The sequence below is a fragment of the Pseudomonas sp. GYB4201 genome, from assembly GCF_056312595.1.
The window spans coordinates 135,598-151,275 of sequence record NZ_JBWGIG010000008.1 but is presented as its reverse complement, the minus strand read 5'-3'; the positions used below and the strand labels follow the sequence as shown (position 1 = coordinate 151,275).

Genomic DNA, 15,678 nt, shown 5'->3' with positions numbered 1-15,678 from the left:
TCGAACTCCGTCGTCAGTCGCGCGCCAGCAGGCGCGGGGCAAGCTCTTTGAGAGCGCGGCGATACACCTCGCGCTTGAATGTCACCACCTGGCCAAGCGGGTACCAATAACTGACCCAGCGCCAGCCATCGAATTCCGGTTTACCGGTCAAATCCATCCTCACGCGCTGTTCGTTGGAGACCAGGCGCAAGAGGAACCACTTCTGCTTCTGGCCGATACACAGCGGTTGGCTGTGGGTACGCACCAGGCGTTGAGGTAAACGATAACGCAACCAGCCGCGGGTGCAGGCAAGAATTTCAACATCTTGTCGCTCCAGCCCCACTTCTTCATTCAGCTCGCGGTACAAGGCCTCTTCCGGCGTCTCCTGAGGGTTGATACCTCCCTGTGGAAACTGCCAGGCATCCTGATTGATACGACGAGCCCACAGCACCTGTCCGGCATCATTGGTCAGAATAATGCCGACATTGGGACGGAAACCATCGGGGTCGATCACGGCAGCAACCTCGCAAACGCATGTCTTGGCATTGTTCCACAAAGATCGTCAAGGCAGCAACGCACCCGCATACCTTATGTGCACTGTTGTGAAAAGTCCGTATTCTGTGGGCCTTTTCCTGTTTTCAGACGAGTAACTTCCATGCGCCTGGCTTTATTCGACCTCGACAACACCCTGCTTGGTGGCGACAGCGATCACGCTTGGGGCGACTACCTGTGCGAGCGCGGCATCCTCGACCCGGTGGAATACAAGAACCGCAACGACGCGTTCTACCAGGACTACCTGGCCGGCAAGCTGAACCTGACCGACTACCTGAACTTCAGCCTGGAGATTTTGGCGACCACCGAGATGGCCCAGCTGGCCGAATGGCACGCCGACTTCATGCGCGACTGCGTGGAACCGATCATCCTGCCCAAGGCCCTGGCGCTGCTGCAGCAGCACCGTGACGCCGGCGACAAGCTGCTGATCATCACCGCCACCAACCGCTTCGTCACCGGCCCGATTGCCGAGCGCCTGGGCGTGGACACCCTGCTGGCCACCGAATGCGAGATGGTCGATGGCCGCTACACCGGCCGCAGCACCGACGTGCCGTGCTTCCGCGAAGGCAAGGTGACGCGCCTGAACCGCTGGCTGGAGGAGAACGGCTTCGACCTGGAAGACAGCTACTTCTATAGCGACTCCATGAACGACCTGCCGTTGCTGGAGAAGGTGACCCACCCGGTGGTGGTGGACGCCGACCCGAACCTGCTGGCCGAAGCCCAGCGGCGCGGGTGGAAGGTGATGTCTCTTCGCGATTGATGTGGGCCCATGACGCGGCCTTTGGCGGATGGCCGCCCCGCCGCTGCTACAGGCCCGTAGCAGCGGCCGAAGGCCGCGTCCAGCCTACACCGGCTTAGCCAGCATCAACGCCAGGATCGCCACCAGCACCACCAGCGACACCGCCGCGAACACCACGCTGAACTTGCGCTGCTTCACCACCTGCACCTGGTTATAGGCCACGGCCGCCTGCCGCCAGCGAATGGTGCGGCGCACCAGCAGCAGGAACCCCGCCACCCCCACCACGTACAGCACCGAGGCGCCCAGCAGCCAGGCCTGGCCCAGCGGCCAGCCCACGGTGTGCATCATCCACCAGCCGGTGAAGGGAAAGCTCGCGACGCTGACGCCCATCAGAATCCAGGCGTACAGCCACGGCCGTTGCAGGGTCCTGGCGAACGCCGACTTGTCGCCGCCGCGCCAGCCGCGCCAGGTCTGGAACAGCACCGCGGCCACGCTGCCCAACAGCAGCGCGGTGGCGATGCCGTGGAGCATTTTCAGCAGGCTCAGGGTTTCCATGGGGCAGCTCCTGTGCGGGTGTCGATGCTCTACAGCCTAGCAGTCAGCCCAGGAACAGGCGGTAGGCCGGGTTGTCGGTCTCGTCCCAGAACGGGTAGCCGATCTCGGTCAACGCGGCAGCCACTTCCCCACGCTGCTCGGCCGGCACCTGCAGGCCTGCTACCACGCGGCCATCGGCGGCGCCGTGGTTGCGGTAGTGGAACATCGAGATGTTCCAGCGCCCGCCCAGCTTGTTGAGGAAGTTGAACAGCGCGCCCGGGCGCTCCGGGAACTCGAAGCGCAGCACCATCTCGTCGCTGACCTGCACGGCGTGGCCGCCGACCATGTGGCGGATGTGCAGCTTGGCCAGTTCGTTGTCGGTCAGGTCCAGCACCGGGAAGCCCTGCTCGCTCAGGCTTGCCACCAGGGCCGCGCGCGGGTCGGTGTCCGGGTGGGTCTGCACGCCAACGAAGATGTGCGCCTCGCGGCCGGTGTTGTAGCGGTAGTTGAATTCGGTGATCTGGCGCTTGCCGATGGCCTCGCAGAAGGCCTTGAAGCTGCCCGGCTGCTCGGGGATGGTCACGGCGATGATGGCTTCGCGGCCTTCGCCCAACTCGGCGCGCTCGGCCACGTGGCGCAGGCGGTCGAAGTTGACGTTGGCGCCCGAGTCGATGGCCACCAGGGTCTGGCCGCTGACACCGCGCAGTTCCACGTATTTCTTGATGCCGGCCACGCCCAGCGCGCCTGCCGGCTCGGTGATCGAGCGGGTATCGTCGTAGATATCCTTGATGGCTGCGCAGATCTCGTCGGTGCTGACGGTGATCACTTCGTCGACGTAATCCTTGCAGATGTCGAAGGTGTGCTGGCCGATCTGGGCCACGGCCACGCCGTCGGCGAAGATGCCCACGGTAGGCAGCACCACGCGCTCGCCGGCGGCCATGGCGGCCTGCAGGCAGTTGGAGTCATCGGGTTCGACGCCGATGATCTTGATCTCGGGGCGCAGGTACTTCACGTAGGCGGCGATGCCGGCGATCAGGCCGCCGCCGCCCACCGGCACGAAGATGGCGTCGAGCTGGCCAGGGTGCTGGCGCAGGATCTCCATGGCCACCGTGCCCTGGCCGGCGATGGTGTGCGGGTCGTCGTAGGGGTGGATGTAGACGTAGCCCTTCTCGTCCACCAACTTCAGCGAATAGGCCAGCGCCTCGGGGAAGGAATCGCCGTGCAGCACGACCTTGCCGCCGCGCGAGCGCACGCCCTCGACCTTGATTTCGGGGGTGGTCTTGGGCATCACGATGGTGGCCTTCACGCCCATTTCCCGTGCGGCCAGGGCCAGGCCCTGGGCATGGTTGCCCGCCGAGGCGGTGACCACGCCACGGGCACGTTCTTCGTCGCTCAACTGCGCCAGCTTGTTGTAGGCGCCGCGAATCTTGAAGGAAAACACCGGCTGCAGGTCTTCGCGCTTGAGCAGAATATGGTTGCCAAGGCGTTTGGACAGCTGGCCGGCGGCCTGCAGGGGAGTTTCCACGGCAACGTCATAGACGCGCGAGGTGAGGATCTTCTTAACGTACTGTTCGAGCATCGGAAGCATCACTGGCGGTTGAGCAAGACCTGCGAGTCTACCCCAGCGTTCCAGCCAAGGACCACAGCAAAGGGGTATAATGCCGCCCTTCCCCCCGCCTTTTATGCCCGCTCCGGAGCCCGCATGACCCAGGACCAACTCAAACAGGCCGTCGCCCAGGCTGCTGTCGACTTCATTCTGCCCAAGCTGGACGACAAGAGCATCGTCGGCGTCGGCACCGGCTCGACCGCCAACTGCTTCATCGACGCCCTGGCCCAGCACAAGGGTGCCTTCGACGGTGCCGTTGCCAGCTCCGAAGCCACTGCCGCGCGCCTGAAGGGCCACGGTATCCCGGTGTATGAACTGAACACGGTCAGCGACCTGGAATTCTACGTGGACGGCGCCGACGAGAGCGACGAGAAGCTGAACCTGATCAAGGGCGGCGGCGCGGCCCTGACTCGCGAGAAAATCGTCGCGGCCGTGGCCAAGACCTTCATCTGCATCGCCGACGCCAGCAAGCTGGTACCGGTGCTGGGCGCCTTCCCGCTGCCGGTCGAGGTTATCCCCATGGCCCGCAGCCACGTGGCCCGCGAGCTGGTGAAACTGGGCGGCGACCCGGTGTACCGTGAAGGCGTGATCACCGACAACGGCAACATCATCCTCGACGTGCACAACATGCAGATCACCGACCCGGTGGCGCTGGAAGCGCAGATCAACGCCATCGTCGGCGTGGTGACCAACGGCCTGTTCGCGGCGCGCCCGGCTGACCTGCTGTTGCTGGGGACTTCGGAAGGCGTGAAGAGCCTGCGCTGACGGGTACCGCACAAAACGTAGCCGCTGCCGCAGGCTGCGCTGGCCCTGATGAACACTGGAGATCTCCAGCGTGGCTGAGGGCCAGCGCAGCCTGCAGCAGCGGCTACGGGATGTTACGCGTCAGGCTTCAGAACTTGCGAAACACGTAGAACAGGTTCGGCTCGCTGACCATATAGATAGTCCCGCTTTCGTCCATCGCCACGCCCTCGGCGCGGGGGATGGTGTCTTTCAGGCCGTTCATGCCGCCCAGCAGGGTCATGAAGCTGACCTGCTTGCCCGTAGGGTCCAGCTCCAGCAGCATGTGCGAATCCGCCGACAACACCAGGGTGTTGCCCGTGCGCGGGTCCACGCCCAGCGCCGACAGGTTGCGCAGGTTCAGCGTGGTGTAGGCCAGTTTCACCTTGTCACCCTGCCATTTGCCCTCGGCATCGCTCTTGAGGGTGAACATCGCCGCCGGGCGCTCTTCGCCCAGCAGGATCTGGCCGCGGCGCGGGTCCCAGGCGATGCCTTCGAAGCCCTTGTTCTGGTTGGCCGATGGCCCCAGGTCGAACTGCGGCCAGTCCGCCAGGTTCAGCGCCTTGGTGTCCGGGGTCACCTGCACCACGGTCATCAGGTGCTGGCGCTCGTCAGTAATGGCCATGCGGCCGCCGCTCAGGTAGGCCACGCCCTCGGGGTTGGACCAGCCGTTGAGCGGCATCTTGCGCAGCACGTCGCCTTCCAGGTTCAGCTCCACCAGGAAGGCGTTCTTGCCCATCACCGAGAACAGGGTCTTGGTCTCGGGGTTGTAGGTCAGGTCCGAGGCTTCGTCCTTTTCCATGCCCGGCAGCAGCTTGCCGTCGATGAAGGCGTGGTAGTCCGGCAGCCACACGGCGGCGTCGCGCTGGGCCTGCGGAGTCAGGCGCTCGACCACCCACAGTTTGGCGCGGGCGTCCCAGTGCATGATGGCAGCGACCACATAGGCCACCACCACCAGCAACAACCAGACATACCAGCGCTGCAACAGGCGTGGCTTGCGCGAGGGCGCAGGCAAGGAATTGGAGGGGGATACGGCCATGTGGAGGGGTTCCTGAAAAATGCGGCGAGCCTGGCGCGCAAGGGACGCGCCAGGCGATTAAGCCGCATTATCCAAATGGCGTGTTAAAAAAGTGCAAAAAGCGCCGATCAGGCAACAACCGTCTCGAAGCGGCTGGCACCCGGCAGCTCCAGCACCAGCTGGTCGCCAGGGTTCAGAGCACCCACGCCCGCCGGCGTGCCGGTCATGATCACGTCACCGGCCTGCAGCGAGAAGTGCGCGGCCATGTACTGGATCATCGGCACGATGGGGTTGAGCATCAGGTTGCTGTTGCCGTCCTGGCGCACTTCGCCGTTGATGGTCAGGCGCACGGGGATGTCGGTCACATCCGGGAAGCTGCTAGCCACCACGAACGGCGTCAGCACGCAGGCGCCGTCGAAGGCCTTGGCCAGCTCCCACGGCAGGCCCTTCTCCTTGAGCTTGCTCTGCACTTCGCGCAGGGTCAGGTCCAGGGCCGGGGCGTAGCCGGAAATGGCATCCAGCACTTCTTCCTCGCTGGGCCTGGTGGACAGCGGCTTGCCCAGCAGCACGGCGATTTCTGCCTCGTAGTGCACCGAACCGCGCTCGGTGGGGATGCTGAAGCCGCCTTCGGCCGCCACCACGCAGCTGCCCGGCTTGATGAACAGCAACGGCTCGGTGGGCACCGGGTTGTTCAGCTCCTTGGCGTGCTCGGCGTAGTTGCGCCCGATGCACACCACCTTGCCCACCGGGAAGTGGATGCGGGTACCGTCAACGTATTGATGCTGATAGCTCATGACCGACTCCTTGATTGATCAAACCGGGAAGATCTTGCCTGGGTTCATGATGCCATTGGGGTCGAACACCGCCTTCAGGGCCTTCATGTAGTCGATTTCGGCGGGCGAGCGGCTGTAGTCCAGGTAGTCGCGCTTGACCAGGCCCACGCCGTGCTCGGCCGAGATCGAGCCGTTGTACTTCTGCACCGTCTCGAACACTGCGGTGTTCACCACCGCGCACTTGGCGAAGAACTCCTCCTTGCTCAGGTCCTCGGGCTTGAGGATGTTCAGGTGCAGGTTGCCGTCGCCGATGTGGCCGTACCAGACCACTTCGAAGTCTGGGTAGCTTTCGCTGACGATCGCGTCGATATCCTTGAGGAACGCCGGCACTTGCGCCACGGTCACCGAGATATCGTTCTTGTACGGGGTGCGGTGCGAGATGGTCTCGGAGATGTACTCGCGCAGCTTCCACAGGTTGGCCAACTGTTGCTCGCTCTGGCTCATTACCCCGTCCACCACCCAGCCCTGCTCCACGCAGTGCTCGAAGGTGGCCAGCGCCTCGTTGGAGACCTCCTCGGTGGTGGCCTCGAACTCCAGCAGCGCGTAGAACGGGCACTCGGTGGCAAACGGCGGCGGCACGTCACCACGGGCCATGACCTTGGCCAGCGCCTTGTCGGAGAAGAATTCGAACGCGGTGAGGTCCAGTTTGCCGCGGAACGCGTGCAATACCGGCATGATCGAGTCGAAGTCCGGGGTACCCAGCACCATGGCGGTGAGGTTCTTCGGCGCCCGGTCCAGGCGCATGGTGGCTTCCACCACGAAGCCCAGGGTGCCCTCGGCGCCGATGAACAGCTGGCGCATGTCGTAGCCGGTGGCGTTCTTGATCAGGTCCTTGTTCAGCTCCAGCAGGTCGCCCTTGCCGGTGACTACCTTGAGGCCGGCCACCCAGTTGCGGGTCATGCCGTAGCGAATCACCTTGATACCGCCGGCATTGGTGCCGATATTGCCGCCAATCTGGCTGGAGCCCGAGGAAGCGAAGTCCACCGGGTAATAGAGGTCGTGATCCTTGGCCAGGTTCTGCAACTGCTTGGTGATGACCCCGGGCTGGCAGACCACGGTCCGATCAACGGTATCCACCGCGCCGATGCGGTTCATGTAGTCGAACGACACGACAACTTCGCCGTTGGCTGCCACGGCCGCGGCAGACAGGCCGGTGCGGCCGCCCGACGGCACCAGCGCCACCTGGTGGGCGTTGGCCCAGCGCACGATTGCCTGCACTTGCTCGATGGTCTTGGGGAACACGATTGCACTGGGGGCCGGGGCGAATTGTTTCGTCCAGTCCTTGCCATAAGCCTCGAGAGAATCGGCGTCGGTGAGTACCTTGCCGGGTTCAACCAGGGTCTGAAGCTCTTCAAGAAACGCAGGATGGGTCATCGCAGAACTCTCGAACTATTCATAGTCACCCTGAGCACACTTCACGTCCCAGGGATGGGCTTATCAAGGGGGGGATATGCTAGCATACGCCCCCCGCTAACCGCGCTTGGCGCCGTTTCGCGACCCGCTTCATACCCCCTGCCATTTTTTCTCCGGGACACAGGTTTACGCAGATGAGCAAGACTTCTCTCGATAAGAGCAAGATCAAGTTCCTTCTTCTCGAAGGCGTCCACCAATCCGCCGTCGACGTCCTCAAGGCCGCCGGGTACACGAATATCGAGTACCACATCAAGGCGCTGCCTGAGGCCGAGCTGAAGGAAAAGATCGCCGATGCACACTTCATCGGTATCCGCTCCCGCACCCAGCTGACCGAAGAGCTCTTCGATTGCGCGAAAAAGCTGGTGGCTGTCGGCTGCTTCTGCATCGGCACCAACCAGGTTGACCTGGACGCGGCCCGCGAGCGCGGCATCGCCGTGTTCAACGCCCCGTACTCCAACACCCGTTCGGTAGCCGAACTGGTGCTGGCCGAGGCCATCCTGCTGCTGCGCGGCATCCCGGAGAAGAACGCTTCCTGCCACCGCGGTGGCTGGATCAAGAGCGCGGCCAACTCCTTCGAGATCCGTGGCAAGAAGCTGGGCATCGTCGGCTACGGCTCGATCGGTACCCAACTGTCGGTACTGGCCGAAAGCCTGGGCATGCAGGTGTTCTTCTACGACACCATCACCAAGCTGCCGCTGGGCAACGCCACCCAGGTGGCCAGCCTGACCGAGCTGCTGGGCATGTCCGACATCGTCTCGCTGCACGTGCCTGAAACCGCTGCCACCCAGTGGATGATGGGCGAGAAGGAAATCCGTGCCATCAAGAAGGGCGGCATCCTGATCAACGCCGCGCGCGGCACCGTGGTCGAGCTGGACCACCTGGCCGAAGCCATCAAGGACAAGCACCTGATCGGCGCCGCCATCGACGTGTTCCCGGTAGAGCCACGCTCCAACGACGATATCTTCGAAAGCCCGCTGCGTGGCCTGGACAACGTGATCCTGACCCCGCACATCGGTGGCTCCACCGCCGAAGCCCAGGCCAACATCGGCCTGGAAGTGGCCGAGAAGCTGGTCAAGTACAGCGACAACGGTACCTCGGTGTCGTCGGTCAACTTCCCTGAAGTGGCCCTGCCGGCTCACCCGGGCAAGCACCGCCTGCTGCACATCCACGAGAACATCCCGGGCGTGCTGAGCGAGATCAACAAGGTCTTCGCCGAAAACGGCATCAACATCTCCGGTCAGTTCTTGCAGACCAACGAGAAAGTCGGTTACGTGGTGATCGACGTCGACGCCGAGTACTCGGACCTGGCCCAGGCCAAGCTGCAACAGATCAACGGCACCATCCGTAGCCGCGTACTGTTCTAAGCAAGCCTGCGTCATGAAAAAGGGAGGCCCTCGGGCCTCCCTTTTTTGTTGCCGTGACGCTTACTTCACGGTGACGGTGATCTTCTTCGATTCCACCGCCGGCTTGAACGGCACGTGGAAGCGGTCGGCCAGCAACAATTGCAGGGTGTGCTTGCCCGGCGCCAGGGTCAGGGTGGTTTCGGTCTGGGCCTTGCCGAAGTGCAGGATGTGGTCGGTCACGGCCAGTGGCTGGTTGGCTGGCGGCTGCTGGTCGACGTCTACCAGCAGGTGGTGGTGGCCGGTGTTGGGCGTGGGGTCGCCAGCGGGGGCCAGCTTCATGCCTTCGATGCCGAATTTCACCGTGAAGGTCTTGTCGACGGTAGCGCCGTCGGCTGGGGAAACGATGAACACCTTGGCGCCCGCCGGGGCTTCGACGCTTTTCAGGTCATCGGCAGTGGCCAGCAGCGAGGCACCCATCAGCAGGCCGGCAACGGCGGCGCGGGAAAATAGCGATTTCATTTGGGGTCTCCAGGAAACGGTTCTGGTTTTGTCTGGAATACCTTAGACCATTTCGCAGCGCTACAGGCTGCGAGCCAGAGAGGTTTCACGTAGCCGCTGCCGTAGGCTGCGCTGGCCCTCGCATACGCTGGATATCTTTGGCGAGGCATAGGGCCAGCGCAGCCTGGCGGCAGCGGCTACAGGTTTTGCAAGGCTCTGGCAGCCTCAGCCAATTCAAGCTCACTGAACACCTGCACGCCTTCACGGCGCAGCAACGCCGCCGTCACGCCCTCGCCCGTCACTTTGGTGGCGGTAAAACTGCCGTCGTAGGTCAGCAGGTTGCCGCACGACGGGCTGTTGGCCTTGAGCACCGCGATACGAATGCCGTGCCGGCGCACGGCCTCCAGCGCCAGCTGCGCGCCGCGCATGAACGCCTCGGTGAAATCCTCGCCCGCCTGGGTCAGCACGCGGGCCTGGCCTTCCAGCACCTGCACGCCCTGCCCGCCGGGAATCTCCGCGGCAGGGCGTGGGGTGGGCAGGCCGCCGGCCACTTCCGGGCACAGGCCGACGATGCGGCCCTCGGCAAGCCACAGGTCCAGCTGGTCGAACGGCCCGCTGGCGCCGCCGTCGTAGCGCACGCGGTGGCCCAGCAGGCAACGGCTGACCAGGATCTTGTGCATGTCAGAACGGCTCGTTGCCACGGCGGCGGAACCAGCCCGTCAGCGACAGGCGGTCCTGGGCGGCGGGCAGCACTTCGTGGGGAACCTCGCCCGAGAGGAACACCACCAGGCAGCCACCCACCGGCGCCACGTCGTGCTCGCGCCCTTCTTCCAGGTACATGCGCAGCTGGCCGCCGTGCTCCGGCACCCAGGCGTCGTTGAGGTAGACCACGGCCGAAACCATGCGCCGGTCATCATCGCGGAAGCGGTCGACGTGCTTGCGGTAGAACGCACCCGGCGGGTACAGCGCGAAATGGCACTCGAAATCCTCCAACCCCAGGAACAGCCCGCGGTTCAGAGCCTCGCGCAGGGCGTCCATCAGCTCCAGGTAGCGGTCGCTGGGGGCCGAGTCCCCGGGCTCCAGCCACTGGATGCGGTCGCCGCGAATGCCTTCGCGAATCTCCTGGGCCGGGCCCCGCCCAACCGCCGCAGGCGCCAGTTCGCCCTGCACGGCACGCCGGCGGCACTCGGCCGCAAGCTCACGGGTCAAAGCCTGTGGCAGGAAGATGTCTTGCTGCGACCAGCCGCGCTCGGCCAGGTCGTCGACGATACGTAACAGCAGCGGATGATCAGAGGATATTTGCATGCCGCGCATAGTATCCATGTGCCCGCAAAACCGACAGAGCCACTTGGCCCCCTGGCTGCAGCACGTCGTTTATGTTGCGCCGGCTGATACGAATTCTCGACAAGACCCCGCCCGGCCAAGGACAATGGCGGCCTGCCGACAGGAGTCCCTGATGCGCCGTTTGTTTTTCCTTTTGATCATGTGCTGCGCCCTGCCCGCGTGGGCAGACAGTCACGACCAGTTGTACAAGGTTGCCGGCTGGCCGGAGCAGCGGGCGCATTTCACCGACGCCCTTAAAGCGGCCCAGCAGCGCTACCAGAACAGTTTGCCCCCCGCGGTTTTCCAGGCCCTGGTCAACAACAGTGACCAGCGCTTCGCCCCCCAGGCCATGGACCAGCGCGCCGAGGCCAGGCTGCGCCAGACCCTGGCCGACCCGAACCCGGCCCTGGCCTTCTTCCAGTCGCCGCTGGGGCGCAAGGTGGTGGCCGCCGAACTGCTGGCCACCCGCCGCGACCAGCTGGCCAAGAACGCCCAGGGCCTGCCGCACATGACCGCCAGCGACACCCGCGCGCTGATCATCGGCCACCTGTCCCGCGCCCTGCCCGCCCGCGAGGCCGGCGCCGAAGTGAGCCTGGCCATCGCCGGCGTCGCTGCCGACAGCCTCAGCCAGATGATCCCCGGCCTGCTGGGTAGCGACCAGGCCCAGGGCATGCTCGACGGCCAGCGCCAGCGCCTCATGGCACAGATCGGCAACGACCTGGATAACACCCTGCTGTACGTGTACCGCGACCTGTCCGACCCCGAGCTGGAAGAGTTCGCCAACTTCGCCGAGTCCCCCGACGGCCACGCGTATTACCAGGCCGCCCTGGCCGCCGTGCGCGCCAGCCTGGCCGTGGGCCAGAGCACCTCAAGCCTGAACCCACGCAAAACCCCGTAGCCGCCGGACGCAGCCTTCGGCAGCTGCTACGCCGCCCCTGTCACACACAACCCTGTAGCAGCGGCCACAGGCCGCGTCCCCACACAACGCCATGCCCGGCGCTGTCAGAGGTTGGCGTCGATAAAGCTGAAATAGCGCTCGCGAATCGGCGCCACTTCGTTCGCCAGGTGGTGCCGCGCCCCCGGTAGCATCAGCACCTGGGGTGCCTGGAACTTGCGCTGCAACACCCCCAGGTTGTGCTCCCAATCCACGGTCATGTCGGCATCGCCCTGCAGTATCAACGGCGAACGCGGGCTGCTGGGCGCCGCTTCGATGCGCGGCACCCAGTTCACCAGCGCGCCCACCCAAGCCGTGGGCAGGCGCACGGGTTGCAGCGGGTCGGCCTGCAGGAACGGCATGAAATCGGGGTCGTTGGTGTTTTCGCTGAAACGCCGGGCGATGCCTTTGACGAACGGGCTCAGCAGCCGGTAGCTGACCTGCGACCAGCCCCAGCCACGCGGCCGCACCAGCGGCGCCAGCAGGATCGACTGGCCCTGGGCTGGGCTGGTGGTGCCGTGGTACAGCAGGTGGTCGAGCACGATGGCGCCGCCGGTGCTCTGCCCCAGCAGGTGCCAGGGCTGCGGCAGGCCCAGGCTGTCGGCCTCCTTGAACAGCGCGAACAGCGCCGCCTGGTAGTCCTCGAAGTCGTCGATGCGCGCCCGCTCGCCACTGGACAGGCCGTGCCCCGGCAGGTCCGCGGAGATCACCGCGAAGCCATGGTCCAGCGCCCAGCGGATCACGTGCCGGTACAGGCCCATGTGGTCATAGAAGCCGTGCAACAGAAACAGCGTGGCCACCGGCGCCGGCGGCAGCCACACCTGGCTCACCAGCTCGTAACCCACCGCTTCGAAACGGCCCAGCCAGCGCTCGCACGGCAGGTCTATGCCGTAGAAGGCCTGGTAGGCCTGGGCTTCGGCAGACAAGGGCTGACGCGCGGCCAGGGGTTTGAGGCTGGCGCGTAGCGCATCCGGCCGAAATGTCGCGGGCATAAGGTCTCGCAGCTGAAAGCGAATAAACACACCCCTGATATTCATCTGTATGGCTGGGCATGGCAAGCTAGGCGTCCTGTCCCGGACCGAGCCTCTATGCCTGCCTCGCGCCGCAAAACCCTGTTCCTCACCCTCCTGGCACTGATCTGCGGGCTCACCCTGTGGACTGCGTATGACTGGTTCCAGGGCCGATATATCCGTGTATTCAGCGAACACGCCACGCTTTTCGAAGGCGACGCCCTGAAACTGCCCGACGCCCTGGCCGGCCCCGGCCCCATTCGCCTGGTGCACTTCTGGGACCCGGCGTGCCCATGCAACGTCGCCAACCAGCAGCACCTGGGTGAACTGCAGGCCACCTACAGTGCCCGAGGAGTGGCCTTCTACGCCGTGCAGAAAGCCGGCAGCCACGGCCGCCTGCCGGCCAATCTGGACAGTTTCAAGGCCCTTGCGGCCATTGCCGGCAGCGACAGCATCCCGGCCAGCCCCGCCGTGGCAATCTGGGACCACCAAGGCCAGCTGGCCTATTTCGGCCCCTACAGCGAAGGCGCTACCTGCGACTCCAGCAACAGCTTCATCGAGCCCATCCTCAAGGCCCTGGCCGACGGACGGCCGGTGAACGCCACGCACACCCTGGCCCAGGGCTGCTATTGCGCATGGAGCAGCACCGCCCAGTAACGGCCCCTCACAAGGAACCGCGATGAAACGCAGCCTCACCGCCCTTGCCGTGCTCATCGCCGCCGCTGCGGCCGGTGGCGCCTGGTACGTTCATTCCAAGCAGCCGCAGCGCGGTGGCGAGATCGCCCTCGCCCACCTGGCCGCACCGGTCAGCGTGCGCTACGACGACCGCGGCGTGCCGCACATCCAGGCGCAGAACCAGCAGGACATGTACCGCGCCCTGGGCTACGTGCAGGCCCAGGACCGGCTGTTCCAGATGGAAATAATGCGGCGCCTGGCGCGCGGCGAGCTGGCCGAGGTGCTGGGGCCCAAGCTGCTCGCCACCGACACCCTGTTCCGCAGCCTGCGCATTCGCGAGCAGGCCGAGGTGTACGTGGCCCGCCAGGACCAGCAGTCGCCCGCCTGGCAGGCGCTGCAGGCCTACCTGGACGGCGTGAACCAGTACCAGGCCGGGCACCCGCGGCCCATCGAGTTCGACGTGCTGGGCATCCAGCCCCGGCCCTTCACCGCCCAGGACACGTTCAGCGTCGCCGGCTACATGGCCTACAGCTTTGCCGCGGCGTTCCGCACTGAACCCCTGCTCACCTACGTGCGCGACCAGCTGGGCCCCCGCTACCTGAAGATCTTCGACCTGGACTGGCACCCCCAGGGCGTGCTGCCGCTCACCGCCAGCGACTGGAAGAGCCTGGACACCCTGGCCCAGGTCAGCCACCAGGCCCTGGAACAGGCCGGCCTGCCGCAGTTCGAAGGCAGCAACGCCTGGGCGATCGCCGGCAGCCACACCGCCAGCGGCAAGCCGATACTGGCCGGCGACCCGCACATCCGCTTCTCGGTGCCGGCGGTGTGGTACGAGGCGCAGCTGTCGGCCCCCGGCTTCAACCTGTACGGCTACCACCAGCCGCTCAACCCCTTCGCCGCGCTGGGGCAGAACATGGACTTCGGCTGGAGCCTGACCATGTTCCAGAACGATGACCTGGACCTGGTGGCCGAGAAGGTCAACCCGGCCAACCCCAACCAGGTGTGGTACCACGGCCAGTGGGCCGACCTTGAGACCAGCACCCAACAGATCGCGGTCAAGGGCCAGGCGCCGGTCACCATCACCCTGCGCCGCTCGCCCCACGGCCCCATCGTCAACGACGCCCTGGGCAAGGTTGCGCCCAGCACGCCGATCGCCATGTGGTGGTCGTTCCTGGCCTCGGAGAACCCGATCCTGCAGGGCTTCTACGAGGTCAACCGCGCCGACACCCTGGACAAGATGCGCAGCGCCGCGGCGAAGATCCAGTCGCCGGGCCTGAACCTGATGTGGGCCAACGCCCGCGGCGACATCGGCTGGTGGGCCGCGGCGCAGTTGCCCATCCGCCCGGCCGGGGTGCAGCCGCAGTTCATCCTCGACGGCAGCACCACCGAGGCCGACAAGCTGGGCTTCTACCCGTTCAGCGCCAACCCCCAGGAAGAAAACCCGGCCCGGGGGTTCATCGTCTCGGCCAACTTCCAGCCGCTGTCGCCCACTGGCATCGCCATCCCCGGCTACTACAACCTGGCCGACCGCGGCCAGCAGCTGTTCAGCCAGCTCAGCTCACCTGGGGTGAAGTGGGACGCCGCCCACACCGAAGCGCTGCAACTGGGTACCCGCACCGGCTACGCCCAGCGCGTGCTGACGCCATTGCTGCCAGTGCTGCGCCAGGTGGTCACTGACCCTGGCGAAAAGGCTTTGGTCGAGCAACTGGCGCAGTGGCAGGGCGATTACCCGCTGGACTCCACCAGCGCCACGCTGTTCACCGAATTCCTCTACGACCTGACCTACGCGGCCATGCACGACGAGCTGGGCAACGCCATGTTCGAAACCCTGCTGTCCACCCGCGACCTGGACTTCGCCCTGCCCCGCCTGGCCGCGGACCCGGACTCGCCCTGGTGGGACGACCGCAGCTCGCCCGAGCATGAGAGCCGTGCCGACATCGTGCGCATGGCCTGGCGCGTGGCGGTCGACCACCTCAAGGTCGCCCTGGGCGCTGACCCGGGCCAGTGGCAATGGGGCAAGGCCCACACCCTCACCCACGAACACCCGCTGGGTATGCAGCAGCCACTGGACCGGCTGTTCAACGTCGGGCCGTTCGCCATGCCGGGCAGCCATGAGGTGCCCAACAACCAATCAGCGAAGCTGGGCCCGGCGCCGTGGAAGGTCAGCTACGGGCCGTCCACCCGCCGCGTCATCGATTTCGCCGACCCGGCGCACGCGCACACCATCAACCCGGTGGGGCAAAGCGGTGTGTTGTTCGATGCGCACTATGGCGACCAGGCGAAAGACTACAGCGAGGGGAAATACCGGCAGGCGTTGTTGCAGGAGGGGGATGTGGCGAAGGGCACGGTGAGCACCCTGGAATTGGTGCCTGGGAGGTAGGGACGCGGCCTGCGGCCGCTGCTACGGGTCTGTAGCAGCGGCCAAAGGCCGCGTCAGGGCA

General features: G+C 65.4%; 16 protein-coding genes. 6 read left to right on the top strand and 10 right to left on the bottom strand.

The window, feature by feature from the left end; genetic code table 11:
• Positions 1-13: 13 nt before the first annotated feature.
• Positions 14-493 carry an RNA pyrophosphohydrolase gene (locus AC0Z2B_RS10030; RefSeq protein ID WP_008364786.1) on the bottom strand — a complete coding sequence of 160 codons (480 nt, stop codon included), beginning with the start codon at positions 491-493 and terminating at the stop codon, positions 14-16.
• 141 nt (positions 494-634) lie between these two features.
• Between AC0Z2B_RS10030 and AC0Z2B_RS10025 the strand changes: the two genes are divergently transcribed.
• Positions 635-1,291, top strand: coding sequence for a histidinol-phosphatase (locus AC0Z2B_RS10025; RefSeq protein WP_476296426.1), 657 nt, complete (start codon positions 635-637; stop codon positions 1,289-1,291).
• Positions 1,292-1,375: 84 nt separating this feature from the next.
• Here AC0Z2B_RS10025 and AC0Z2B_RS10020 read toward each other — a convergent pair whose 3' ends face one another.
• Both AC0Z2B_RS10020 and ilvA read right to left on the bottom strand, forming a co-directional pair.
• A complete protein-coding gene (locus tag AC0Z2B_RS10020; RefSeq protein ID WP_416421469.1) occupies positions 1,376-1,825 on the bottom strand; it encodes a DUF2269 family protein in 450 nt (149 codons plus the stop codon).
• A gap of 43 nt (positions 1,826-1,868) precedes the next feature.
• A complete protein-coding gene (gene ilvA / locus AC0Z2B_RS10015; RefSeq protein ID WP_473004845.1) occupies positions 1,869-3,383 on the bottom strand; it encodes a threonine ammonia-lyase, biosynthetic in 1,515 nt (504 codons plus the stop codon).
• Between the two features lie 123 nt (positions 3,384-3,506).
• Here ilvA and rpiA point away from each other — a divergent pair, with 123 nt between their 5' ends.
• Positions 3,507-4,175 (top strand): ribose-5-phosphate isomerase RpiA, encoded by a 669-nt coding sequence (rpiA, locus tag AC0Z2B_RS10010; RefSeq protein ID WP_416421471.1) that lies wholly within the window; start codon positions 3,507-3,509, stop codon positions 4,173-4,175.
• Between the two features lie 127 nt (positions 4,176-4,302).
• Here rpiA and AC0Z2B_RS10005 read toward each other — a convergent pair whose 3' ends face one another.
• The 3 genes from AC0Z2B_RS10005 to AC0Z2B_RS09995 all read right to left on the bottom strand — a co-directional run bounded on the left by AC0Z2B_RS10005 (position 4,303) and on the right by AC0Z2B_RS09995 (position 7,415).
• Positions 4,303-5,229 (bottom strand): SdiA-regulated domain-containing protein, encoded by a 927-nt coding sequence (locus tag AC0Z2B_RS10005; RefSeq protein WP_476296424.1) that lies wholly within the window; start codon positions 5,227-5,229, stop codon positions 4,303-4,305.
• 107 nt (positions 5,230-5,336) lie between these two features.
• Positions 5,337-6,002, bottom strand: a complete 666-nt coding sequence (locus AC0Z2B_RS10000) for a fumarylacetoacetate hydrolase family protein (RefSeq protein ID WP_476296422.1) — start codon at positions 6,000-6,002, stop codon at positions 5,337-5,339.
• 18 nt (positions 6,003-6,020) lie between these two features.
• Positions 6,021-7,415, bottom strand: a complete 1,395-nt coding sequence (locus AC0Z2B_RS09995; RefSeq protein ID WP_416421474.1) for an FAD-binding oxidoreductase — start codon at positions 7,413-7,415, stop codon at positions 6,021-6,023.
• Between the two features lie 173 nt (positions 7,416-7,588).
• On the opposite strand from AC0Z2B_RS09995, the gene serA reads away from it, so the two are divergent.
• The gene (gene serA, locus AC0Z2B_RS09990) at positions 7,589-8,818 is read left to right on the top strand and encodes a phosphoglycerate dehydrogenase (protein WP_416421475.1); all 1,230 of its coding nucleotides are present in this window, start codon (positions 7,589-7,591) and stop codon (positions 8,816-8,818) included.
• A 60-nt stretch (positions 8,819-8,878) separates the two neighbouring features.
• Here the strand turns inward: serA and AC0Z2B_RS09985 are convergent, their stop codons facing one another.
• The 3 genes from AC0Z2B_RS09985 to AC0Z2B_RS09975 all read right to left on the bottom strand — a co-directional run bounded on the left by AC0Z2B_RS09985 (position 8,879) and on the right by AC0Z2B_RS09975 (position 10,609).
• Positions 8,879-9,316, bottom strand: coding sequence for a DUF4399 domain-containing protein (locus AC0Z2B_RS09985; RefSeq protein ID WP_416421476.1), 438 nt, complete (start codon positions 9,314-9,316; stop codon positions 8,879-8,881).
• A gap of 176 nt (positions 9,317-9,492) precedes the next feature.
• Positions 9,493-9,975: a 2-thiouracil desulfurase family protein gene (locus AC0Z2B_RS09980; protein ID WP_476296420.1), complete on the bottom strand. Its 483-nt coding sequence runs from the start codon at positions 9,973-9,975 to the stop codon at positions 9,493-9,495.
• Between the two features lies 1 nt (position 9,976).
• Complete coding sequence (locus AC0Z2B_RS09975; RefSeq protein ID WP_416421478.1) at positions 9,977-10,609, bottom strand: 2OG-Fe(II) oxygenase; 633 nt, start codon at positions 10,607-10,609, stop codon at positions 9,977-9,979.
• A gap of 142 nt (positions 10,610-10,751) precedes the next feature.
• Here AC0Z2B_RS09975 and AC0Z2B_RS09970 point away from each other — a divergent pair, with 142 nt between their 5' ends.
• Complete coding sequence (locus AC0Z2B_RS09970; RefSeq protein ID WP_416421479.1) at positions 10,752-11,516, top strand: DUF2059 domain-containing protein; 765 nt, start codon at positions 10,752-10,754, stop codon at positions 11,514-11,516.
• A 104-nt stretch (positions 11,517-11,620) separates the two neighbouring features.
• Here the strand turns inward: AC0Z2B_RS09970 and bipL are convergent, their stop codons facing one another.
• Positions 11,621-12,544, bottom strand: a complete 924-nt coding sequence (gene bipL, locus AC0Z2B_RS09965) for a phospholipase BipL (RefSeq protein ID WP_476296418.1) — start codon at positions 12,542-12,544, stop codon at positions 11,621-11,623.
• Between the two features lie 96 nt (positions 12,545-12,640).
• On the opposite strand from bipL, the gene AC0Z2B_RS09960 reads away from it, so the two are divergent.
• Both AC0Z2B_RS09960 and AC0Z2B_RS09955 read left to right on the top strand, forming a co-directional pair.
• The gene (locus tag AC0Z2B_RS09960; protein WP_476296417.1) at positions 12,641-13,219 is read left to right on the top strand and encodes a DUF6436 domain-containing protein; all 579 of its coding nucleotides are present in this window, start codon (positions 12,641-12,643) and stop codon (positions 13,217-13,219) included.
• 22 nt (positions 13,220-13,241) lie between these two features.
• Positions 13,242-15,617: a penicillin acylase family protein gene (locus AC0Z2B_RS09955; RefSeq protein ID WP_476296415.1), complete on the top strand. Its 2,376-nt coding sequence runs from the start codon at positions 13,242-13,244 to the stop codon at positions 15,615-15,617.
• Positions 15,618-15,678: the final 61 nt, after the last annotated feature.